24 protein-coding genes are annotated in these 24,248 nt (G+C 38.1%); 1 reads left to right on the forward strand and 23 read right to left on the reverse strand.

Annotated elements, in window-relative coordinates; translation table 11 throughout:
• Position 1: 1 nt before the first annotated feature.
• The 18 genes from rfbD to P404_RS0105885 all read right to left on the reverse strand — a co-directional run bounded on the left by rfbD (position 2) and on the right by P404_RS0105885 (position 17,928).
• The gene (rfbD, locus tag P404_RS0105800; RefSeq protein ID WP_026830234.1) at positions 2 to 865 is read right to left on the reverse strand and encodes a dTDP-4-dehydrorhamnose reductase; all 864 of its coding nucleotides are present in this window, start codon (positions 863 to 865) and stop codon (positions 2 to 4) included.
• Positions 862 to 1,848, reverse strand: coding sequence for a dTDP-glucose 4,6-dehydratase (gene rfbB / locus P404_RS0105805; RefSeq protein WP_026830235.1), 987 nt, complete (start codon positions 1,846 to 1,848; stop codon positions 862 to 864). Before rfbB ends, rfbD begins: the two co-directional genes overlap by 4 nt.
• Positions 1,849 to 1,850: 2 nt before the next feature.
• Complete coding sequence (gene rfbC / locus P404_RS0105810; protein ID WP_026830236.1) at positions 1,851 to 2,408, reverse strand: dTDP-4-dehydrorhamnose 3,5-epimerase; 558 nt, start codon at positions 2,406 to 2,408, stop codon at positions 1,851 to 1,853.
• Positions 2,405 to 3,310 carry a glucose-1-phosphate thymidylyltransferase RfbA gene (gene rfbA / locus P404_RS17375; RefSeq protein WP_051590464.1) on the reverse strand — a complete coding sequence of 302 codons (906 nt, stop codon included), beginning with the start codon at positions 3,308 to 3,310 and terminating at the stop codon, positions 2,405 to 2,407. The genes rfbC and rfbA overlap by 4 nt, the downstream gene beginning before the upstream one ends.
• Positions 3,311 to 3,337: 27 nt before the next feature.
• The gene (locus P404_RS0105820; RefSeq protein ID WP_026830237.1) at positions 3,338 to 4,576 is read right to left on the reverse strand and encodes an oligosaccharide flippase family protein; all 1,239 of its coding nucleotides are present in this window, start codon (positions 4,574 to 4,576) and stop codon (positions 3,338 to 3,340) included.
• Entirely contained in the window at positions 4,563 to 5,897 is a 1,335-nt protein-coding gene (locus P404_RS0105825; protein WP_026830238.1) for a hypothetical protein, read from the reverse strand. Before P404_RS0105825 ends, P404_RS0105820 begins: the two co-directional genes overlap by 14 nt.
• Positions 5,898 to 5,916: 19 nt before the next feature.
• Positions 5,917 to 6,879 carry a GT-D fold domain-containing glycosyltransferase gene (locus tag P404_RS17380; RefSeq protein ID WP_051590465.1) on the reverse strand — a complete coding sequence of 321 codons (963 nt, stop codon included), beginning with the start codon at positions 6,877 to 6,879 and terminating at the stop codon, positions 5,917 to 5,919.
• Entirely contained in the window at positions 6,860 to 8,062 is a 1,203-nt protein-coding gene (locus P404_RS17385) for a glycosyltransferase (protein WP_236624338.1), read from the reverse strand. The genes P404_RS17380 and P404_RS17385 overlap by 20 nt, the downstream gene beginning before the upstream one ends.
• 26 nt (positions 8,063 to 8,088) lie before the next feature.
• Positions 8,089 to 8,718 (reverse strand): DapH/DapD/GlmU-related protein, encoded by a 630-nt coding sequence (locus P404_RS18770; RefSeq protein ID WP_026830239.1) that lies wholly within the window; start codon positions 8,716 to 8,718, stop codon positions 8,089 to 8,091.
• A gap of 24 nt (positions 8,719 to 8,742) precedes the next feature.
• Positions 8,743 to 9,912 carry a glycosyltransferase family protein gene (locus P404_RS0105845; protein WP_026830240.1) on the reverse strand — a complete coding sequence of 390 codons (1,170 nt, stop codon included), beginning with the start codon at positions 9,910 to 9,912 and terminating at the stop codon, positions 8,743 to 8,745.
• 5 nt (positions 9,913 to 9,917) lie between these two features.
• Positions 9,918 to 10,775, reverse strand: a complete 858-nt coding sequence (locus P404_RS0105850) for an NAD-dependent epimerase/dehydratase family protein (protein ID WP_026830241.1) — start codon at positions 10,773 to 10,775, stop codon at positions 9,918 to 9,920.
• A 6-nt stretch (positions 10,776 to 10,781) separates the two neighbouring features.
• Positions 10,782 to 11,408: a sugar transferase gene (locus P404_RS0105855; RefSeq protein ID WP_026830242.1), complete on the reverse strand. Its 627-nt coding sequence runs from the start codon at positions 11,406 to 11,408 to the stop codon at positions 10,782 to 10,784.
• A 30-nt stretch (positions 11,409 to 11,438) separates the two neighbouring features.
• Positions 11,439 to 13,289 (reverse strand): nucleoside-diphosphate sugar epimerase/dehydratase, encoded by a 1,851-nt coding sequence (locus tag P404_RS0105860; RefSeq protein WP_026830243.1) that lies wholly within the window; start codon positions 13,287 to 13,289, stop codon positions 11,439 to 11,441.
• Between the two features lie 41 nt (positions 13,290 to 13,330).
• The gene (gene galU / locus P404_RS0105865) at positions 13,331 to 14,224 is read right to left on the reverse strand and encodes a UTP--glucose-1-phosphate uridylyltransferase GalU (protein WP_026830244.1); all 894 of its coding nucleotides are present in this window, start codon (positions 14,222 to 14,224) and stop codon (positions 13,331 to 13,333) included.
• Positions 14,225 to 14,295: 71 nt separating this feature from the next.
• Positions 14,296 to 15,450, reverse strand: a complete 1,155-nt coding sequence (locus tag P404_RS0105870; RefSeq protein ID WP_034774026.1) for an ISL3 family transposase — start codon at positions 15,448 to 15,450, stop codon at positions 14,296 to 14,298.
• Positions 15,451 to 15,732: 282 nt separating this feature from the next.
• A complete protein-coding gene (locus tag P404_RS0105875; RefSeq protein WP_026830245.1) occupies positions 15,733 to 16,497 on the reverse strand; it encodes a tyrosine-protein phosphatase in 765 nt (254 codons plus the stop codon).
• Positions 16,498 to 16,508: 11 nt separating this feature from the next.
• Positions 16,509 to 17,204, reverse strand: coding sequence for a CpsD/CapB family tyrosine-protein kinase (locus P404_RS0105880; RefSeq protein ID WP_026830246.1), 696 nt, complete (start codon positions 17,202 to 17,204; stop codon positions 16,509 to 16,511).
• On the reverse strand, positions 17,197 to 17,928 hold the full coding sequence (locus P404_RS0105885) for a YveK family protein (protein ID WP_026830247.1): 732 nt from the start codon (positions 17,926 to 17,928) through the stop codon (positions 17,197 to 17,199). The genes P404_RS0105880 and P404_RS0105885 overlap by 8 nt, the downstream gene beginning before the upstream one ends.
• A gap of 198 nt (positions 17,929 to 18,126) precedes the next feature.
• On the opposite strand from P404_RS0105885, the gene P404_RS0105890 reads away from it, so the two are divergent.
• The gene (locus P404_RS0105890; protein ID WP_026830248.1) at positions 18,127 to 19,287 is read left to right on the forward strand and encodes a hypothetical protein; all 1,161 of its coding nucleotides are present in this window, start codon (positions 18,127 to 18,129) and stop codon (positions 19,285 to 19,287) included.
• A gap of 42 nt (positions 19,288 to 19,329) precedes the next feature.
• Here P404_RS0105890 and P404_RS0105895 read toward each other — a convergent pair whose 3' ends face one another.
• From P404_RS0105895 to P404_RS0105915, 5 genes are all read right to left on the reverse strand, one after another.
• Positions 19,330 to 20,256 (reverse strand): LCP family glycopolymer transferase, encoded by a 927-nt coding sequence (locus P404_RS0105895; RefSeq protein ID WP_026830249.1) that lies wholly within the window; start codon positions 20,254 to 20,256, stop codon positions 19,330 to 19,332.
• Between the two features lie 211 nt (positions 20,257 to 20,467).
• Positions 20,468 to 21,181 carry a hypothetical protein gene (locus P404_RS0105900; protein WP_026830250.1) on the reverse strand — a complete coding sequence of 238 codons (714 nt, stop codon included), beginning with the start codon at positions 21,179 to 21,181 and terminating at the stop codon, positions 20,468 to 20,470.
• Positions 21,182 to 21,208: 27 nt separating this feature from the next.
• Positions 21,209 to 21,913, reverse strand: coding sequence for a hypothetical protein (locus tag P404_RS0105905; RefSeq protein WP_026830251.1), 705 nt, complete (start codon positions 21,911 to 21,913; stop codon positions 21,209 to 21,211).
• Positions 21,914 to 21,929: 16 nt separating this feature from the next.
• Positions 21,930 to 22,622: a hypothetical protein gene (locus tag P404_RS0105910; protein WP_236624339.1), complete on the reverse strand. Its 693-nt coding sequence runs from the start codon at positions 22,620 to 22,622 to the stop codon at positions 21,930 to 21,932.
• A gap of 25 nt (positions 22,623 to 22,647) precedes the next feature.
• Positions 22,648 to 24,216 (reverse strand): S8 family peptidase, encoded by a 1,569-nt coding sequence (locus P404_RS0105915; RefSeq protein ID WP_026830253.1) that lies wholly within the window; start codon positions 24,214 to 24,216, stop codon positions 22,648 to 22,650.
• Between the last annotated feature and the right edge of the window lie 32 nt (positions 24,217 to 24,248).

The raw sequence follows: 24,248 nt of genomic DNA on the forward strand, positions 1-24,248 counted from the left end.
TTCACACCTTATTTTCTAGAGTTTTTTCTTTAAATCTTGTTAAAGAATTTTTCCATGTTGGCACTGTATAATTCAACTTGCTTATAGAAAGTAAGCTGAGGATTGAATTTTGCGGACGTTTTGCTTTTTGTGGAAAGGCATCTGAATTACATGGATTTACTGTTGTAGTGGTATCTGCCAAAATTTCTGTTGCAAATTCATACCACGAACAGGATTCGTCATTAGAAAAATGATAGATTCCACCTGGAATTTTAGAATCTCCCACAAGATATAACATAAATCGTGCCAAGTCTTCTGAAAACGTCGGCCGACCAAATTGATCAGCAACTACATTGAGTTCAGAACGTGTCTGAGCTAATTTCATCATCGTATAAACAAAATTATTACCATGAACACCGAATACCCATGAAGTTCTTACAATATATCCGTCGCTTCCTAAAATACTTTGTACAGCCTGTTCTCCAGCCAACTTAGCTTTGCCGTACTCATTCAACGGGTTAACTTGATCTGTCACTTCATACTCTGTTGATTTTGTGCCATCGAATACATAGTCCGTGCTGACATAAACCATTTTTGCTCCAACTTGCTTGGCTGCATTTGCAACATTTTCTGTACCTGTCGCATTGACGAGCCAATTCATTTCCTTCCCTTCATCTTCAGCTGCTTCGACGTTTGTATAAGCAGCTGCATGCAGAATCCAGTCCGGTTTGATTCGTTGAATTGTTTCTTCAACAACTGGATAATCCGTAATATCTAAACCCTGCTTCGTAAAAGCAACGACTTCATACAATGAGGAGTCGACTAAATGAACTAAATCCGTACCTAATTGTCCGTTGGCACCTGTAATCAAGATAGTTTTTTTCATTTCACGAGTTCTGCTTTTTCTTTAAGTGGACGCCACCAAGCCTCGTTTGCTAAGTACCAGTCAATTGTTTCAACGATTCCTGTATCAAACGTATATTTTGGCTTCCATCCTAGTTCTGTCTCTAACTTGATTGGATTAATCGCATATCGACGGTCGTGCCCTAAACGATCTTCAACATATGTTACCAAGTCTTTCGAAACATCTAAGCGGTCAACAATTAAATCAACGATTTGATTGTTTGTTCTCTCGTTATGTCCGCCAACATTATAAACTTCACCGGATTTACCTTTGTGGAAAACTAAATCAATTGCCGCACAATGATCGGTTACATGAAGCCAGTCACGAATATTTTCACCATCTCCATAAATCGGGAGATTCTTTTGATCCATTGCATTCGTAATCATTAAAGGAATTAATTTTTCTGGGAAATGATACGGTCCATAGTTATTTGAACAGCGCGTAATATTGACATCCATACCGTATGTTTCAAAATATGAACGGACTAACATATCTGCACCAGCTTTAGAGGCTGAATATGGACTATTTGGTGCAAGCGGTGTATCTTCCGTGAAGTATCCTTCAGCTCCAAGCGAACCGTACACTTCATCTGTTGAGACTTGAACATACTTCTTCAACTTGTGCTTACGAGCAGCGTCTAACAATGCCAATGTTCCTTGAATATTTGTTTCGACGAAGACTTCTGGATTCAAGATGCTACGATCCACGTGCGACTCAGCAGCAAAGTTAATTATGCCGTCTATTTTATAATCTGTAATTAGTTGATCTAACAAATCACGATCTGTGATGTTTCCTTCCACAAAAACATGTTTAGGATTATCGATTAAATCAGCCAAACTCTCTTTGTTTCCTGCGTAGGTTAGCAAGTCAAGATTGATGATTGTATAGTTAGGATATGTATTGAGCATATGACGGACAAAGTTACTTCCAATAAAACCAGCACCACCAGTAACGATTAAATTCATAATCATTCACTCCATTTAAAATTATTTTCTGCATCTTTCAACGTTGGATGTTTTGTATCTTTTTCTGATAGAATCGGGTTTGTCACTGGCCACTTAATATCTAATTCAGGGTCATTCCACTGAATGCCACGATCATGTTCAGCCGAATACAATTCATCCACTTTATAGAGAACATTGACATCCTCAGTCAGCGTACAAAAACCATGTGCAAAGCCTTTTGGAACAAGCAACTGACGTTTATTATGTTCGCTTAAAATAAATCCCTCCCATTCTCCATAGGTCGGTGAACCAATCCGCATATCAACCACTACGTCATAGATTGCTCCTGATCCCACTCGAACGAGCTTTGTTTGCGCTTTTGGTTCCAACTGATAATGCATACCGCGTAGCACACCGGCTTCTTTAGAAAGTGAATGATTATCTTGAATGAACTCATGTGTAATGCCTAAATCATGAAAAACTTGGCGATTGTAGCTCTCCATGAAAAAACCACGATGATCTCCAAAAACATTAGGTTCTAGCAAAAGAACACCTTCTAATTTACTTTTTATTGCTTTCATAAAGTAAGACCTGCTTTCTTTTCAGAAGTATCTTTCACTGTTTTCGCAACATGAAGCAAGTACTGCCCATAAGCATTTTTTTGTAGTGGCTGCGCTAATTCAATCAACTGTCCTTTAGAAATGTACCCCATCCGATATGAGATTTCTTCAAGACAAGCGATTTTTAGTTTCTGACGTCTTTCAATCGTTTCGATAAACGTCGACGCTTCAAGCAACGATTCATGTGTTCCTGTATCGAGCCATGCAAATCCACGACCGAGTAACTCGACACGTAAGGAATTGTCTTCAAGGTAGCATTTGTTTAGATCTGTAATTTCGAGTTCTCCTCTTGGAGAAGGTTTTAACGATTTAGCAAAATCAACGACTCGATTATCATAAAAATAAAGTCCAGTAATAGCGTAATTACTTTTAGCGATTTCAGGTTTTTCTTCGATTGAAATCACATTTTGATGATCATCAAATTCAACAACGCCAAAACGTTCTGGATCGTGAACCTGATAACCGAAAACAGTTGAGCCTTCTTTTAAAGAAGCTGCTCTTTGAAGTAAATCTGTAAAACCGTGACCATAATAGATGTTATCGCCGAGCACAAGAGCAACAGAATCCTCTCCGATAAACTCTTCTCCTATTAGAAATGCTTGAGCGAGACCGTCAGGGGATTCCTGAACTTTATATGACAATGAGAGTCCAAGTTCTTCTCCATTACCAAGCAGTTGTTCAAAGCGTGGTGTATCCTCTGGTGTCGAAATGATTAGTATTTCTTTAATTCCAGCTAACATTAAAGTTGACATCGGATAGTAAATCATCGGTTTATCATAAACCGGTAGTAATTGTTTGGAAATCGATTTAGTAAGGGGATACAACCTTGTTCCACTTCCACCAGCTAAGATGATACCTTTCATTAAAAAATCCTCCGTTCCATTTAGGTATTATTTATTAAATTTTTTCTTTAATATGTTTAGTTCATTTGAATTCACTATGAAAAAATCTTTTAATCGAATATTATACAGTTTTTTAAATGTACTCAACATAATCAGACCACATATTAAATATGAAAATACAGAGGATATCGCTGCGCCTATTATCCCCATAAAAGGTATTGTTATTACATTAAATACGAAATTTATGAGCACAGATAAAGCTAAAGTGTAGAAACTATAATGTTGCTTTCCTACAGCTTGATATAAAGTGCTTATTAATTTAAAGAAAATCATCGGAATAGTTCCTGATATTAAAATTAAAGACACTAAAAAACTTTTCGAGAATTCTTCACCATATATAAAACTTATAAAACCATTACCAAAAACAGAAAAAATTATTATCACGATAAAGCTAAAATATAAATTTATCTTTATACTAAATTTAAGAGCATCAATTGAGTCATTTTGGGCAGTCTTATTGAATAGTACATCTTTAAAAGCATCAGGAATAATCCATAACATCGAAGCAAGAGTAACCGCCAAGCTGTATAATCCAATTTCTCTGTTTTCAACAAAAAATTTTAATATTATTACATCCATATTATAATTTAAAATTGTTAGTAGAGATGTAAGCATAGGAAAAAAACTGAATTTTAATACCTCACGGGTCATTAACTTAGAATTTAATTTTAAAGTGATTTTTGGTTTATTAAATAACATATACATAAATATTTTGAATAAGTGGAAGAAAATTAAGGTTCCAACAATGTAATATAAATTTTCATTAGTTAGAAAGTACATCGTGATTAATAATAGTGTTTGTATTATTCCCGATACAGTAACGATTTTATTTCTTTTATTAATGTTTTTTACGATACTGATAAAATCAAGTTGATTACTAAGCTGAGTAATTATACTTAACGTTAGTAATATCATCACTTCAGGACTAGATCCATATAAATATATAAAATACAATGTTGCTATATAACTAAATGTTTGAAAAAGAACAATGTTGTTTATTTTCTCTAGAATATTATCTTTGTATTTTCTTAAAAAATATGGATAAGAGGAGGTAATATTAAATCCTAATACCACCGCTAAAATATTAGAAATATTTAGCAGTAAAGCATACTCTCCTCTTAAATCCGGTCCTAAATATCTATTTATCACTATAGAATTAACGAACGATAAAAATATCAAAAAAACTTTAGAAAGAATAGAATTTAAATATATATTATTTAATTTCATGTTTAATCCCTGCTTCACCTAAACTCAAAAATTTATTTTTTTTTCTTACAGTTAATTTCTCTATAACAAAACATAGTATTAATAATAAAGTAAATATAAACAAAACAGTTCTAAATAATACAAATGGAGTATATAGATACCATCTTAATGTCATGGATATTAAACATATAGTATAAAGCTTCAAATAGTTATTATTACTTACAAAAAACATCCTTAATAAGTAACCTAAAAATATAGCAGCAACTAGTACTCCTAAAATGCCAAACCAAAAATAAAACCAAGAAAAAAAGAATCCTCCGCCTTTATTTATTGCATAATTATAAGAAATAGCACCAACATCTGCATTATTAAATCCTCCACCAAAAACAATTCCAGCTAAGAAGTTAGGGAAATATTTACTTGAATTTTCAATTAAATTCCCAGAAAATATTATACTTATACCTGTGTAATAAGATTGAGAGACGGTATCAGACAATAATGAAGATAATCCGTACTTAGTCATGAATACATTAAAAAAATCATTTATAGAAAACGATAATCTATAAGCGGATACAATATTAGAAACCGTTATTCCTGAGAAGGCTAACAAAAATAAATATTTTAAATTAATTTTATAGTTGTTTACTAAAATTAATGCAATCAGCATTGGGAATGCTGAAGATCTATCGCCTCTTATTAAAGATTGAATAACATAAAGAGCAACGAAAAAATACAATAGATACTGATGTACTTTAGAGTTTCCACTGTAAAACCAAACTACAATGAACACTAGGATACTATATTCATAAATTGTGCGAGTATTACTTTCATAAGTATTCCCCATAGATCCACCATAACCAAAAAACCAAAAAGTAAATAGTACAATTAGTCCACCAAAAAAAATGTATTTATTATCTTTTTTCTCAATTTTCCTTTCAACTTCAATTTTTTTTATAAATTTTGAATTTAAAAATAAATTTATTACCGATATGACTAACAATAAACTTTTCGCAGCTAAAACATTAAATTCAGAGTTTCTTAACGACGTTTGCCAAAATAAAGTTTCATATCCTAGTGTATCTTTCACTTGTAATAAATCACCAAACGCAACCGAAACATTTACATAAGTAATTAAGCCAAAAAAAATTAAGAGTTGCGAATTTTTTCTGGCTTTATACAAAAGATAAAAAGTTCCAATTAACAACATTACACCAATGGGCTTTAATGAAGACAATGAATTATCCAAAAGTACAATTGTTGAAAACATTAAGCACGATACAAATATATCAACGTATAATCCTGGTAGTTCATTTTTTTTTATCTTATTTGATATAAATATCATAGTAACTCCTTTTATTTTTTTATATCTTTTCGACTATTTCAAAACTATATTCCTTGATAAGATCAGAAGAGAGTTCTTCGTTTGATGATCCACCTGCTTCGTTTACATATTTTCCTTTAACACTTATTTTCTTTTTGGCTTTTTTTATAAACCATTCATATTCAATGTCTAAATGTCCAATATCTATAGCTTGATAACCTAAAACTGCCAAATCATATGCTAATATACTGGCTGTAGGGCCTAAAGAGATTAAAAATAGCGTATCTTTACTACTATGTCTTTTTGTAGTCTCAAGAATAGAGTGATATTTACTGAATGCATTTTCACTAGGAGCTATTATTCTCTTTACACTTTTCGCATTATCTAACAAGTCATTACCTACGCCAAAACGTGTTTGTTCACCTTCGACTATGACAATATTCTTGTCTTCCCATACACTTTTCCACGAAGCAAACAATTTTTTACTGTCTGTGTTTTTTAACCCCAAGTAAATTCTTGTAATCAATGCATCTGCATATTTGCGTTCTTTATCAATTATTTTCTCCCACTTTTTATTTGAGCTTGCCAAATGGGCGTTACGGGATATTCTTCTTTTTAAAGAATAATGTTTTAAATCACTCTCAAAGAAATGGGGAATTGCAATAAAGATGCCCTCATTTTTGGACTCAATAACCTCCTTGAGTCTTTCACTTAGTAACTTTGAATTTTTTTGATTAAATGATCCTTTAGATTCTCCGAATATCCAAGAAATTTCTCCGTCACCAAATCTAGAAAGTGATTTTTTATTATATTTCATTTCGTTAAACACATAATCATTTTCATAAAAAATAGGTTTTACTATTGATTTTTTTATTAACAAGTATTTTAATGCAAATGCCCATAGTAAAGGAATACTAATAACATAATGATAAAAAAGTATAATTAATTTACCTATTTTATATTTCGTTAAATAAATTTTGATTTTACTTAATATTCTCACCATATTTTTTAGCACCTCCTTGGTTTTCAAAAACTACACTTTTTTCTTTCAATAACACTTCTTTGTATTGTTCGTATATTTTATTCCTAGAATCATTTAATTTTTCCAACTGAAATTCTTTGGATTTCTCATAATTCAATTTAGCATTATTTATTAACATGTCTTTTGAGTTATGATACTTGATTAGTATTTCTTCTATTTCGTCTACAGATCCATTTGAGAAAATGTTCTCTCGTTGTAAAAGTTCAGGTATTCCTGCTGTAGTAGAACCCATAGCTGGACAAGCCATACTTAATGCTTCTACCAGTGCTCTAGGTAGCCCTTCTTGTTTACTCGGTTGTATGTACATATCAATGCTTTCAAGCCAATCCATTACATCTTCTTGTAACATTAATCCTTTGAACTGAATATTATTCTCCACATTAAAATTAGATGCTACTTTTTTTAGATATTTTTCTTCTCCGCCCCCTACTAATTCGTATCTAAAGTTATATCCTTTATTATTCAAATTAGAAATCGCTTGAATAACATATTGTTGTCCTTTATATTTCACGTTAATTGCTGCAGTAGTTCCAATTACAAAAGTTTCTTCTTTTTTCTGCTTTATTTTTTCAATTCTTTTTTCTAATACATTTTTTTTCACATTTTTCAAATACACATTTGAAGCAGTTGCTTGAATACCTCTGCTTGGATATCTACTCTGTAACCATCTTTTAGTCACATATATTGAAAAATCAGCGTCTTTAATATGTCTTTTTTCATTAAAATACATATAAGGCGCAACTACTTTTCCTATCCAACTATGGTTCCAATAAGCATCCCAGGCACATCCTCCTACTTCGACTAAGTACTTCTTTTTATATTTCTTAGCTATATCAAGAGTCATGTCGCTAATAATACTTGGCATCCTAGCAAAGATTAAATCTGACTCCTTGACACAAGTTTCAATAATTTTTTTGTACTTATTTCTTTCAAATAAAAAACCTTTGGGAGAATTTAAATTGCCTATTTCTACGAAAGTCATATTTTCCAATTCAACTTTTTTCATTTTTGCTTCTTCGTATGTTATGTCTAAGTTTAATGTTCTTATAACAACTACTAATTCATCTACAACATGAAAATAGCGCTTGAACATCTCTGAAGTGATTGTAGTGTTGCAATATACTCCATTCACATCTTTATACATCGGACCGTCAAAACAGAATAATCCCTTCACTTTGCTACCTCGCTATTTTGTTTTTCTTCATTTGAAAATTTGATCCATCTTTCTTCAGAAAAACTATATTTTTTAATTACTCGAGCTGGAATTCCTACAGCAATACAGTTATCAGGTATATTACTGTTCACAACAGCATTTGCACCAATTACACATCCATTTCCAATTGTTGTCCCAGGTAATATTGAAACATTCTCACCAATCCAAACGTTATCTCCGATATGTACAGGCTGTGTGAATAAAGGTCTTTGATCCGGTGATTCGTTGGGACTAGAATTAAATGATGATCCATTATACTGTCCATGGCTAATATCACTAATATAAATTTTAGAAGCCATTAAACAATTATCACCTATAATTAATTTTTCACCAGCAGCTAAATGAACATGATCACCCATCTTACAATTTGAACCTATGAATATTTTTTGAATATTAGATCCCTTTATATTAAAAGCTTCAAATCTACATCCATAACCAGTTGTTAATCCTTTTTGGAAAATTATTTTTTTCTTTCCTCTTATGTATACAGGCAGTCTAATTAATCTAGCATTTGAATAAAATAATTTTGTATATATTAGTGATATTCCGTTTTTTATAGTCTCTATTAACCCATATTGGTTTTCCAATTATTTATTCTCTCCTTCGTAATTCTATTGAATATCTTTTAAAATCCACTTTAATTTTTTTGAGAAAGCTTCATATGAAAAATAATTTTCATAAACTCTCCTAGATTTTTTTTTCATTTCGATTAAATCATCTAAACTTAAATTACAAATATCATTAATTATATTTTCCATATTATTTTCCGTAATATTAAATCCAACAGCTTCTTCTAATACAATTTTTTGTGAATCTCCCTTTATATTATTTAATAAGGGTAATCCAAATTGAAAATATTCTATCGATTTCATAGTTAAGCCTACTGTTACGCTATCTTTCATCATATTTATTCCAAAATCACATTCTTGAAGAATTCTTTTTTTTGATTCGAAATCATATACTATTCCATAATCCACATATTCTATTCCTATTTCACTTAATTTATTTAATAATTGCTCCTTAGTTTCTCCCGTACCTATCAAATTAAATCTTACTTTTCTTTTGGTATTTAAACTTTTTAACGTAAATATAATTTTTTCGATATCAATTATGTTATTTAATGAACCTAAATACGCAACATTTATTTGATCGTAATCAAGAGTGGTTTTTTCTGAGTTTAATTGTTTTAATATTTCTTTCTTTTCTATATCAGTTTCTGTTTTCATTAAATGTAACGTATTCACATTATCTTCTTTTTTGAATTTTAATATTGATTGGTAATAATCACATTCGGTGACTATGTAATCCGCACTTTCCAAACTAAAATCACGTATAAGCCCCCACGGTCTTATAAGTTTATCAATTAAATATTTATTGTTTTTAACAGGGAAAGACTCTGGCCATAAATCGTATATATCAAATATTATTTTATTTTTTTTATCATTTTTTTTATATTTCATTACATAATAACTCAAAAAATTTGGTGGAATCATACAATATACAAGTTCTGGTGATTTTTCTTTTAGTTCTGCGTACACTTTTCTGGAAAAAATAAAATGTGAAAGAATTCTTTTGAAAGAAAAATTTTTAATATACTTAGGAACATTAAGAATTATATGATTTTCTTTTTTTATATAGCTTGTTAACTTTTTTTTCTTTATATGATCAAAATCAGAATAGATATAAAAAACTTCATAACCTTTTTTAATCAATTGTTCTTCTACAAACTTAAGACGATTATCATAGTAGTTAAAACAACTTACTAAAACTGCTTTTTTCATTCAAATTACCTCATATTTTTGATTGTTTTCTCTATCGATTGTTCAAAACTCTTCATACAGTATTGTTCATGATATCTTGATAATTCAAAATCATATGTTAGATTTCCAAATATCTTCTGAGAAAGATTAAAATATTTATTTAGAAAGGATATAATTTGTGAAAAACCTTTTATAAAGATTATACGTTTACCAGTGTATTTAGAAATTTTCCCCACTAAAAATGTTGTGGTAACATACTCATTATTTTGCGGGTGAAATATTCCTTCTTCTTGATTATCAATAATCTTTTTTGTAAACAAAATTAAATTATCAATATAAATCATACTTCTATAATTTATGACATGCGGAAAAAAAGGAGTTATTTTTGATAATTTTAATAAATTATCAAAGTTACCAACACAGTTTTCACCATAAATCATGGGCGGTCTAATTATTACTATTTTAAATTTATTATTTTGCAATTTTAATAGCTCTTTTTCAGCTTTTAATTTTGATTTTCCGTAATAAGATTTAGGTTTTAAAGGTGTATTTTTATCGATATTACCTTTGGATACTCCAAATACATTCATTGTGCTAAAAAAGATAAATTGTTCTACTCCATCTTTTTTAGATTTTTCAGCAAGTTCTTTTGTCAAGTCGCAATTTATATTGATATATTCTTCATAAGATCTATCTTTTTCATTTTGATGAACAATTGCGGCTAAATGTATTATTACATCATACTTCGAAAAAACTTTAGCTTTCCATTTGTTGTCTCTTAATGAAACAAAATCTACAGAATATTTTTCTGGAGTAAGTTTCAAAAATTCAAAAAGACTTTTGCCAACATAACTGTTTTCTCCTGTAATCAATACTCTTTTCATTGACTACTACTCCTTCGCACTAGCTGCTTCTTTTACTGCAATTTTCCCGGTACCACCTTCAACTACTCCATCACTTTTCAGAACGCTAAAGATTGTTGCAATAAAACAACGTGTATCCATCAGGATTCCTATTCGTTGAATATACTCTCCATCAAGCTTAGCTTTAATTTCAATCGGTAGTTCATCACGACCATTGATTTGTGCCCAACCTGTCAAACCGGGTAATGTATCATTCGCTTGGTATTTATCTCGCTCGTCGATTAAATCGTATTGATTCCATAAAGCCGGACGTGGTCCCACGAATGCCATCTCACCTTTCAAAATGTTAAAGAGCTGTGGTAATTCATCGAGGCTTGTTTTCCGTAGAATCTTACCAACACGTGTAATGTATACATCTGGATCTGCCAACAAATGTGTTGGAGTATCATTTGGCGTTTCGATATACATCGTTCGGAATTTTAAAATGTTGAAATGATTTTTATTCAGACCAACTCGTTTTTGCTTAAAAAATACTGGACCTCGTGATTCAATCTTAATTGCAGCCATAATCAGGATAAAGACAGGAATTAATACTAAACAAGCAACAAAGGCAATCGAAAACCCAAGGGGACGTTTGATTTTTAAGTAATTCAAATTTCATTCCTCCTTTTTATATACGGTTTATCAAACTAAATTTTCTTCACGCACAACTACATCGTTCGCAATATCGAGTAAGACCGTTCTTAATTGCAGTGGTGTATTCTTATGGCGATCAACTAAATTTAAAATGTTCATGACCGGTTCTTTTTGTCGTGTTCGACCGACAAAGATTTTTGGATAAATTGCTTCCGGATCCACTTCGCCGTCTTTTAGTAATTCTTCATACATTTTTTCACCCGGGCGAATCCCTGAGAACACAATTGGCATTTCGTCTTCTGTAAAACCACTGAGTTCAATCATATTTTTTGCAAGATCCACAATTTTGACCGGTTCACCCATATCAAGAACAAACACTTCTCCACCATCCGCTAAGATACCGGCTTGAATGACTAAACGACTTGCTTCCGGGATTGTCATGAAGAAGCGTGTCATCTCTGGATGAGTCACAGTAACCGGTCCACCTGCTAAAATTTGTGACTTGAACAGTGGAATAACCGATCCACGACTACCTAGTACATTCCCGAAACGAACGACAGCGAATTTTGTTTTACTACGACGCCCCAGTTCTTGGACAACCATTTCGGCAATCCGTTTTGTTGAGCCCATGACGTTTGTTGGATTTACGGCTTTATCGGTTGAAATCATGACAAAACGCTCTGCTTGGAATAAGTCAGCTACTTCGGCGACATTTTTTGTTCCGTATACATTATTTTTGACTGATTCGTAAGGATTGGCTTCCATTAACGGGACATGCTTATGCGCTGCTGCGTGGAAAACAACCTGTGGCTTATGTGTCGCAAATACTTCTTCTAGTCGAGTTCGATCTTGAACATCGGCAATGATCGGGACTAAGTTAATCGGAAACTGGAGTCCACGTAGTTCTCGTTCAATCAGGTAAATACTGTTTTCTCCATGGCCAAGTAATAAAATCGTTGTTGGATTAAATTGAATGATTTGTCGGCAAATTTCTGATCCGATCGATCCGCCAGCTCCTGTCACAAGGACTGTTCGTCCTTCAATCTCTGATTTAATTCCTGAAATATCGAGTTCCACCGGTTCACGACCAAGTAAATCTTCAATGGAAACATCACGAATCGCACTGACAGAAACCTTACCCGTAATCAATTCCTCAATCATCGGTAACGTCTGAACGTTTTTACAAAGCGTTTTCGCTTCCGTGATCAGTTCGATCCGTCGTTGCTGTGTCAATGACGGGATTGCCAAGACAATCGCTTCAATCTGGTGTTTTTCAATGACAGACTTTAAGTTTTTTGTTGTTCCAACAACTTCAATCCCTTGAATCATAAAATGCATATTTTTAGGATCATCGTCCAAAAAAGCAACAGGCTTTAACTCATGAAACGGTGACGCATATAATTGACGGACTAACGAACGTCCCGCTCGACCAGCTCCAATGACAAGTGTGCGTTTACGTGACTTGACCATCCGACGAGGTAACGCATATTTTCGCCAATGTTGTCCGATTCCAAGTAGTCGTAGCGCAACACGAATCGCTCCGAGCAATAATAAAGAAATACAAAAACTAAGAATTGTGATCCGTTCGAGCACTTGTCCAAAGATAAAATTTTGATAGACCATTAAGCCAATCGAACTTGCACCAAGTGACAACGATAAAGTCAGCGCCTCCTGAATACTTGCATACTTCCAGTTGACACGGTAAAGCTTCATTAAGAAGGCTAACGAGACAAACAGTAAGGCAAAGACGGCAGCTGATTGAAGCAATAGTTTACTATCAATCAAATCGAACAGTTCTTTCGGGTATAAGAAAAAATAGGTAAAGCCCATCGCGATTCCTAAAGCGACAGCATCAATGCACGCTAAAGTCACAGTCCGGTAATAATAGTAGAATTTCAAAGGACAGTCTCCTTTCTCTTTATGATCGATGAGACAAGAATTTAGACAAGCGAAGAGGCCTTCGCCCGTTCGGCGAGTAAGTCTGCCATCATCTTGGCGACGTCGTCTCCCAAATCTTCCCGTTTCAAAGCAAACTCGAGTGTCGTTTGAATGAAGCCCAGTTTCTCGCCTACATCGTACCGTTTACCGTCAAATTCGTAAGCAAAAACCCGTTGCATTTCATTCAGTCGCGTAATCGCATCGGTCAATTGAATTTCACCACCGGATCCGACTTCTTGTGTTTCTAAGTATTTAAAAATTTCCGGTGTCAATAAATAGCGGCCTAAAATCGCTAAGTTTGATGGTGCAGTGCCTTGTGCCGGCTTTTCAACAAATGATTTTACCTTATGTAAGTTCGCAGAGATGCTTGTGCTCGGATCAACGATACCGTAACGATGCGTATCTTTATCCGCAACCGGTTGGACACCGATGATCGAACTGTTCGTAATCTCATACTGTTCGATTAATTGCCGTGTACACGGGACGTCTGCCTGAACGATATCATCCCCAAGCATGACGACGAACGGTTCATTACCGATAAATGCTTTTGCCTGTAAAATCGCATCACCAAGACCCTTTGGTTTCGATTGACGGATGAAATGAATGTTGATGTTCGTCGTTGCTTCGACGAGATGCAACAACTCCGATTTATTTTTCGCGATTAAATTCGCTTCGAGTTCCGGCACGGAATCAAAATGATCCTCGATGGCCCGTTTGCCTTTACCAGTGATGATTAAAATATCTTCAATCCCCGATTCAATCGCTTCTTCGATGATATATTGAATCGTCGGCTTATCGACGATCGGCAACATTTCCTTCGGCATTGCTTTTGTTGCCGGTAAAAAGCGTGTGCCAAGTCCAGCAGCTGGAATAACCGCCTTTTTTACACGATTCATGAAATCAACTCCCAGTTCTAATTTCAGATTCCCATAATATAGGCTCATCACCATAACACGTGGTTGCTATTTTAACGACCAAGCTCAAGGCGCAATCTCAAAAAGAATCGTTCGAGGTTTCGGTAGCCATAACCACGACGTTTAATGAGCTTAATCTTATTGTTCGTCCCTTCCATTTTCCCATTCGATAGTGTCGATACAATGGTTTGACGCATCGCTTCTTCACGGCCACGAATCGCTTTCGCGATTTTCGCAAGAGGTCCGCATGGATGAAATTGATAACGTTCCAGCCAGTCTTTCAGTCTTCGGCATGCCTGCCCGTCGCACGTTGCTTTCAACACATATCGAATATGTTGGAGTCCTTGATAAAGATCCCGGGTAAACGAGTCTTCTAGAATACAAGAATGGGCGACCTCTCGATCTTCAAGAGCCAATGCTTCCGGACGACAAGCGAGAGCACGATCAATCACACGAACATGATGATGGCGTCTTGCCTCGTTCAAAAAACGACGCCGGCGGCGAAGAGCATCCGTAAAGAACTGGATGAGATGAAAACGATCCAGCACATGCGCTGCATTCGGGAAGACACGAGTAGTTGCCTTCGCCATCGCAGGTGCAAAATCACTGACGACAGAACGAACATCTCCCAGTACACCTTGAAGCGCAGCCGTAATCGCCGATACGTCCCGGCCCGGGACGATAGACAGAAGACGTCCAGTCTTGGCATCAAGAACGATCGTCGCATAGTGGTGTCCTTTTCTCGTGGCGAACTCATCGACGAGGATGTGTGTCGCCTGTCCCACTGTATCCACTGAAGCGTACTGATAAAACCACCGTTCCACAGTCGTATAAGGAAGTTCATATTCATGCGCAACATCTGAAATTGTCCGGCCATGGCACCGTTCTGTGATGCCTTTTCGGAACACTTCGGTAGAAGTACGGACGAGTCCGAGACCGTAGTCATATACGAACGTCAAATCACAAGAGAGGCATCTTTGACGTGGGACATCCAGTTCGATCCACAAGGCACCGACTCCCCACGCATGACCGTGTCGAAAACGACGACGTTTTTTCGAATGCAGGATGGTCTTTTTTTCGCATAGCGGACAAGGGATTTCATGTGTATCAGGAATGACAGGAAATACGTGCGGTTCTTCATCGGACGACATCTGGATTTGAAAAAGGGCTGGAAGCGGAAGAATTAATTTGATAAACTGTTGGGACAAGGCGAAAACTCCAATCGTGGTTTGTCTAGACAACAATTACGATACCGGGGTTTTCGCTTTTTTTCTATGTTCGATTTAAAATCCGATGGATTTTATGTGTCAACCACACCTTATGGTGATGAGCCATAATATAATCAATTTGGCATTCTTTATGTAAATTAAGATAACACATCCATTGCTATTTATTCCATAAAGTTTTCCATTTTTTAATAATGTAAACGTCAACATAGAAAAAAGAGAGTGTCTTTTCACTCTCTTTACATTTTCTTGACATGACTTCTTTTACACCCACTGACCTTTCCAGTTCTTTTCAACCGAATTTGGAGGATTAATTGTCACGAGCTGATTCAAAAGAACCGCTTCATTATTTTCATAAATTTCCTCATACAACCAGTCTTCTAATTCATGCTCCAAATATTTTCGGCATTGTTCCCAATAGAACGGACGTTTTTCAGTATGGTGGGCGTCGGACGCCACAAGATGCGCCAGTCCGTTTTCGAGTAAGGCAACGGCAAACCGTTGGACATCTTTGCCGTACTTCCCGATCAGACTGGCACAGGTTACCTGACTGATCGCCCCATTTGAAATCAAGTCAAACAACAATGTTGGATTTTGAATGATCGCTTTGTTTTTTTCCGGATGCGCGATGATGGGAACGTAGCCGTCAGAAATTAATTCGGCAAACACTTGTCGCGCATAGGACGGGATTCCGGTCGAAGGAAACTCGATCAGTAGATAACGGGAATCTGCGAGTGGCAACGCCATACCCTTTTGAACTTCTTCGATCAACTCACCCGTCAAACGAATCTCATGCCCAGGATATACGGTGATAGGAATATTTCGTTGATGGAGCAGGACGTTTAATTCATCGACGTTCAGTTTTACATCGACGTCTTCCGTCTCGAACTGTGGATGAAACAAGTGTGGGGTCGCGATGATTTGCGTCACCCCTTCGCTTGCTGCCTGCTCGGCCAGCTGTAACATTTGCTCGACACTCGCCGGACCATCATCGACCAGCGGTAAAAGATGACAATGAAGATCAACCATGATGGCACCCCTTATTCATAGGAATAATAGTATTGATACGCTGAATCATCTGTCAGTTCACGACGGTTTAAGACGACACCAAGAATTTTCGCTTCCGCCAGTTCGAGCTGTTCTTTTGCTTTGAGAACACGTTGACGATCGGATGTCATACAGCTGACGACAAGGACGACACCATCTGTCAATTTAGATGTGATCCGGCTGTCAGCGACTTGCAGTAACGGTGGAGCATCCAAAATGATGACATGGTATTCTTCCCGTAATTTTAAGATGAGGTTTTCCATCGCCTTGGACGATAACAATTCGGCCGGGTTCGGCGGGATTGGTCCTGCCGTCAAGATCGATAAATTTTCGACTTTTGTCGGAAGAATCGCTTTTTCAAGCTCGGCTTGTCGTGTTAGTAAACTCGATAATCCCAGACCGTTGGCGACCCGGAACGTGTAATGAACCGTCGGACGACGCATATCGGTATCGATGATCAGGACCTTTTTTCCTTGTTGCGCATAGGCGACCGCGAGATTCGAAGAAGTCGTCGACTTCCCTTCACTTTGTGTCGCTGATGTCACAAGCATGACTTGAATCTCTTTATCCACTGCCATGAATTCGATATTTGTCCGGATGGTCCGGTACTGTTCTGCAATCGGCGACTTCGGTTGAGTAACCGTAATCAGATTACGGGCATCTTTATTCATCTTATTTTTCTTAGCCATATTGTTTTGCCGCCTCTCTCTTTGTTGCTTTCGCTGATGACTTGAAGACTTTGCTGTCAATATCCGGGATACTTCCTAAAACAGGCAAGTCAAGAATTTGTTGCACTTGTTCCTCTGTCCGAATTCGACGGTCAAGTACTTCACGTAAGAAAGCAAGTCCTACACCTAATAAGAAGCCAACCACTGCGGCGATTGCTGTATTCAAGATGATATTCGGACTGACCGGAGCAGTCGGAATGCCTGAAACAGATAATACTTTGACGTTATCGACGTTCATCAGTTCCGTGATGTCTTCACTAAAGACTTTTGCAACGGAGTTTGCAACGTTTGATGCAAGGGCAGCATCCGTATTTTGGACGGATACATTGATAACCTGTGAATTTTGTTCACTCTCGACAGTAATCATATTGTTCAAAGTACCGATATTGTCAGGTGCGTTTTCGACTTCTGCTTGAACTTTTTCCAAGATAGCGGGACTCTTGATGATGACACGGTATGTATTGACAAGTGTGACGGACGATTGGACTTGTGCCGCATCAATCACATCGTTTTCCTGTTTTTTCGGTGTGACCAAAATTTGCGTACCGGCTTGATATGTCGGTTTGATCAAAAAGGTACTGACGGCAAATGAGATGACGGCTGCGACGATGGTCAGTGCGAGAATCCGCCAAAGCGATTTTCTCAAAATTGAAAATAATTCTTGTAAGCTGATCGTTTCATTCATGGTTTGATTATTCTCCTTTATTTGTCTAATACGGTGTCTTTTTTTATCAACTAGAACTCAGTATAACAAAAAATTGGGAAATGGTTGATTAAATTTCAGGAAATAACATACGTTTTTTGAAATTTGTTGCGTATAATAAAGAATGACATGTTTCTTTTTACATGAATTTCCGGATATCAACATAGGAGGAAGATCTTCATGCATCGCTCTCTGCAAGCCCTTCAATACTATACATCGCACTCGGAAGAAGACATCCGCCGTCTTCATGAACGGATTCGTTTAAGCCTTGCTTCGACAGAATCGTTAACGGATACGATGATTCGTTTGACCGGCCAGACACCACTCGTTCCGTTCAAGCAGGATACAGTGACCGCCGACGAATGGTCAGCCTTTTTAGCCGGCAAACACCATGAGGAATTGGCTGATTTTTATGGAACACTCGTCGCCCGTCCCATCTTGGAAGAAGATGGACCGGTCGAATCGAAAGAAGAACAAGAAGAAATTGCTCCATCCTTATCGCGTACGCACCGTGAACCAGAAGCAACCCGTCGAAAAAAAGTAAAAACCAGACCAGAACCACGCGCTAAACGAAAAATCCCCTGGGGCTGGGTTGCTTTATTGATCCTATGTTTCCTTCTTGGTGCCGGCGGAACGTATGTCTATTCCAACTACATCGCGAGCCCGTCTTCCAGCAAACCGAAGTCAACGATCGAACAACCGGTCACTGTTGAAAAATCAAAAGAAAAAACAAAAGAACCCGCACCGGATATCAAAGAAGAACCAAATGTCCTTTACGTCAAAAGTCGAAATAGCAATATCTACAGTGACTCCGCCTTGACCGATCTACTATATGAAGCTGACTTTGGCGATGGTTACCGGGTTCTTGAAACGACCGATTCCATCAGTAAGGTTGAATTGACGGATGAATTGACGGGTTATATCAAAAATACCGATACGACGAAGTCTCTAAAAGGAGACGCAATTGCCGACGAATCCTTATTGACGTGGGTCAGTGACAATCTCGATACAAGCTTTGTCACCGAGACGCTCATTGACCTTATCGGCAAAACCGCAGAAGATTTAAATAGTACTTATGGTCCACCGGAACGGACGTTTTCAGACGAGGTGAACACGTATCTGTTTTACGGCAATCATTTTTTTACACTTCAAAACAACAAGGTCATCGCGATCGACTGGGCTGAAACCGCCATCACCAATGCTGAACTGGCGACACTCGCTCCCCTCCAACTCGAAACAGAGATGACTGGTCTTGTAACAAGTAATTCTTATCGCCTGCAACGGTTTGAACAAACAGAAACAAGTACGAGCCGTGTGCGCTTGGCTGAACAAAATCTGTAACAACAAAAGGGACAATCCATTTTTCGGATTGTCCCTTTTTGTTTACTCCAGGCCCAGCGAGTAACGCAAGGCCGTTTTCGTTTGGGCCAGTGAATCATCGGTCGGATGCCAGTAATAAATACCATCCGCTTCTTTTCCGCCTGTTCCTTCAAGCTTTAAGTTCTTTTGGTTTTTAAACGCATCCATGTAGTCAAAAGCAAGCGTCCGCATCGGTTTGAACGACACATTGGTCTGTGCGTTTTTCCCGACGACATCCATGATCGCATTGAACTTACTGACGGAGACGTCCGACGATAATTTAGCGACGACTTGTTCGATGACTTGACGTTGACGCATTTGACGACCAAAGTCGCCACGCGGATCTTCATAACGCATCCGGGTGTATTTCAAAGCTTCATCACCATTTAAGTTGATTTTCCCGACCGTAAATTGTTTCTCACCGACTTTGAAATCCAAGTCATTGTTGACGGTCACACCCCCAACGGCATCAACCAGTGACGTGAATCCCTCCATGTTGATTTCCGCATAATAGTTAATCGGAATATCAAGGAACTTCTCGACTGTTTTGATCGCCATCTCCGGTCCGCCGAACGAATAGGCATGGTTGATTTTATCATTTGTCCCCTTACCGACGATATCGACTTTTGTATCGCGTGGGATACTGATCAAACGACTTTCGTTTTGTGTCGGGTTGAGCGTCATGATCATGATTGAATCACTCCGTCCCCGCTCGCCCGGACGTTGATCGACTCCAAGTAACAAGACGGAAACCGGTTTTTGTTTCTCGACGACTTCATCCCCTGTATTTTTAACCGGCGACTGAATTTTTTTGACGGTCTGGTCGACCTGGTAATACGTATAGCCGATGAAACCTCCGATTCCGACGACCAGCACTAAGGCGATCAACAGTAACACTTTTAACGGTGTCCAGCGTTTTTTGACTTTCCTTCTTTTTTTGACACGTTCCACTTTTCCACATTCCCTTCTATATTCATTGCTTGTTTATTATGTAACTTCATTAGTTCTCGTTACTATCGGTTCAATAAAAACGATCTTACAGTCGAGTATACTGAAAATCGGCCGTGATTTGTCAAAAACGGGAAAAGATGAAAAAAAGAGTCTACCAGATGGTAAACTCTTTTCGATCAAGATCAATACAGATAGTTCATGTTTCGTTGAATTAGAGCAATGACTCCATTGCTGATACTTTCTCGTACATAAAGACTTCGTAGATTTTTTTCTTGAAGTTGTAGTCCATGCTGACGACCATCCGTTTTTTCGGATCGGTCGTTTGGAAGACGTATGACTTCATCATGACCGGATCAGCAAGACCGAGCTTGATATCTGCTTTTGAAGCGACCGTAGAATAATCAAAGTGTCCCCAGTCCATCCATTCGCCAAGTCCCTTGCCTGTCAAGACGGCATCGAGTTGTTTTTCTGTCATGCCTTCTGTCAACTTGGCACCTTTAGTCAGTTGCATCTTACTTTCACGCACACCAAGTTTTGTTTTTGCCGTGACTTCAATCATTCTCGATGTCAGACGATAGACTGAATCCTTACTTTTTGTCACAAACGACAGCGAAGTATACGTTGGTGCCACTTTCACTTTCGTATCATGAAAGTCATACGCCACAAACTTCTGTCCATCTTCTTTATCCGAGAACTCTGGTTTTTTCTTCAACATCGTCGAACCGTCTTTTTTTGTTAATTGTGTTTTATAACTTTTTCCGTAAAGAACTTTTGCGACCTGCTCCATTGTCATGCCTGGTTTCAAAGCTTCAAACTGGACGGTTGCTTGCGTTTCTTCTTTCGTTGCTGCTTCTGCTGTTCCTGCGATGAGTGTTGAGCCGGCGATGAGTGCCGCGATTGTGAGTTTACCGAATGTTGTTGTCATGTGTATTCACTCTTTTCTGTTTTAGGATTAGTAGAGTACTTGAGTACTCGATATATTTTCCACCCAATTGACACGGTAGGTTTTTTTCTTGGAATCAAACGTCATATTGACTTGTACTCGTTTGTTCGGATGATTTGTCCGGAAAATATAGACCTTTGTTTTCCCTTCACCAAGACCCATTTTTTTCAGCTCTTGTTTTGAAAAGCTATGACTGAAATCTGTTGTCGACCATGTCATCCAATCACCCAGACCTTTTCCTGTCAGTACTTTGTCGAGTTGCTGTTCCGTCATATCGTACTCAACTCGTTTACCTCGCTTCAGCTGTTTATCACTTTGCCGAACGCCCATCGGATTCTTCCCGCTGAAATCAAGGGACCTTAATGCCAAACGGTAGACTTTATCTTTCGGCTTGGCTGCAAACAAAAACGTCATATAGTTTTTTTCCTCTTTACCGGGAACGAAGTAAATTACGAAGTCCAAGTCCTTAGACGTCTCTTCTTTTGGTGACTTTTCCTTTAAAATCGTTCGTCCCTTCTTTTTCGTCAGGTGTTTTTTGTAGGTCTTGCCATACCGTTGTTTTGCAAATTCGGCGATTGTCATGCCCGTCTTATATTTCGTAAAATCCATCGTGACTTGTTTTTCCTGTTTGGTTGCCGCATCGACAGGGCTGCTGATGACAGTCGAAGTCAATAGCGCCACTAGTATCATATATTTCAACATTCCTCTTGGCATGAAAGACTGCTCCTTTTTACTTCGTTTTAATCGGTAGAATTGTATAGTTATTCAATTTATACTGTTTGCTCGCATGATCAAACTTCATCGTCGCTTCAATCTGCTTTTTCGGATTTGAACTTTTAAACGTATAGATTTTGATCTGACCACGGTATTTGTATTCTTTTCGTTCCTGTTTGGTCTGGACGGATGTAAAGTCCCAGGACCAGCGCATCGCTACCTGACCGAGACCTTTACCGGACAACAGCTCGTCGAGTTCTGTTTCTGTTTCATCTCCTCGAATATACGTCACATGTTTAAGTGTCCGGGTACTTTCCCGTAATCCGCTATTCGTGTCCGCTGCAAACTGTAATGTTTTTTGGACCAGGAAATACGTCTTCTGATTCTTTTTCGTGTGGAATTCAAACATCATCAGTCGTGGTAACGTCTTCGATTGGTCATAAAATGAATATCCCCGCGAACGGTAGCCTTGTTCATTCTGAGTCCAATTTGCTTTTTTCTTAAAGACCGTCGCGCCATTCGTTTGTTTCAAATGTTGTTTGTACGATGTACCGTACATGATTTTGGCAATTTGCGTTACGGTCAGACCGAATTTAAACGACCGGTACTCTTTTAATACGCGCTGTTCTTCCTTGGAAGCGGCTTGTCCGTCGAGTGTCCCGCTCAAGCACAGAACACCGATGACCAGTACCAACACCAGTTGTTTCAAAAATCTCATACTGTTCCTACTCTCTTCATTTCAGTAATCGAACCGCCCGATCAGCATCGAGACGTCCGTACCCGTACGACGTGTCATAGCCTTTTTTTCCGAGGTCTTGCGCGGATTTTTTGAGAATGCTTTCAACTTCTGATGCCTTGATCGTCGGCTTCAAGCTGTAGAGGACGCTCGCGACACCCGCGACGTGCGGTGCTGCCATCGATGTCCCGCTCCAGAAGGCCGACACCCCGTCACTGAGGTAACTTGGAATGTCTTGTCCCGGTGCAATCAAATCGAGTCCTTCGCCATAGTTCGAGAAGGCCGACCGTTTGTCGAACCGGTTGGATGACCCAACCGAGAGCACATACTGTGACCGTGCCGGATAAGACAGCTTGTTCGTCCCTTCATTCCCTGCCGCGACCACAACAAGGACTCCTTGTTTTTTCGCATAGGCGAGAGCATCTTCAATCGCCCGGGACGAGAACCCGCCTCCGATACTGATATTGATGACTTTGGCTTTCTTCTTCACCGCATGCAGGATTCCTTTGGCGATATTCGAGTTGGAACCGTAGTTGTCTTCCCCGAGCACTTTGATCGGGATGATCGATGCTTTGGCATTGATGCCGGACATCCCGTACGTATTATTGCTGTTCGCTGCGATGATCCCCGCAATATGTGAACCATGACCATGATCATCGATGGCGAGCTGACGGCGGTTGACGAAATCATAGCCAAGATCCATCCGGACCCGTCCGGCAAAATCGGCGTACGTCGGGTTGATCCCGGTATCGATGACAGCGACGAGGACCGTCGATTGTTTTTTCGAAGTAATCCGCTTTTTCATCGCCTCGAAATTGATATCGGCTCCTTTGACGCCACCCCGTTGTCCGGTATTGTTCAACGACCACTGATACGATTTGAAGACGTCATTTCCGAGTCCATGCATTTGACTATCGAGTTCGACATAGGCGACGCCACGTGTTTGTTCGAGTTGACGTTTTGCGGCAAGTGCCTGCATGACCGTCCGGTACGTGAACTTCTCGAGCTTTAGTCCTGCGTCAATCGTCTCCCGTTTGACGGCATCCGTTTTCTCGGACAACTGTTGTTTTTGACTGCTTGGTCCTGTCATTTTGACGACCAGGCTACTCGATTTTGCTACCGTACCCGATTGACCAATCAACTCCCGAAGTGGTTGCAGGCGTTCGAGTTTAAACGGGACGACAAACGATGTGTTTTTCTTTCCTTCAATCTCTATGTATTGACGCCCGCTCCAACTGAGTGGGAAGATCAGCGACTGATTCGTGACTTGATCGTACCGTCCGTAGACCAGTTGTTGTTTATAGTTCGTTTGTGAATCATAGACCGTGACCGCTTCCGTCACGTCCGCTGCAAATTTGAGGTGAGTGCCGCCCGTCAGGTAGGTTTTTGTATCAAAGTAAAACAAGGCTTTGCCTTTGCTATCAAACGTACCTTTGATGTAGGCTTTCTTCGTTTCCAAGTCAAGCGATGGTAACTTTTTAGCCCCTGTACCCGCTGCTTCTGTTTGAATCGGTACGGCTGTTCCCAGTAGACCGAAAACCGTCAAGCCGACTAACCATTTTTGCATTTCTTCACTCCTCTATCCGCCTTTTGTCCTAT

Origin of the sequence: Exiguobacterium antarcticum DSM 14480 (assembly GCF_000685865.1) — a bacterium.
GTDB classification, from domain to species: domain Bacteria; phylum Bacillota; class Bacilli; order Exiguobacteriales; family Exiguobacteriaceae; genus Exiguobacterium_A; species Exiguobacterium_A antarcticum.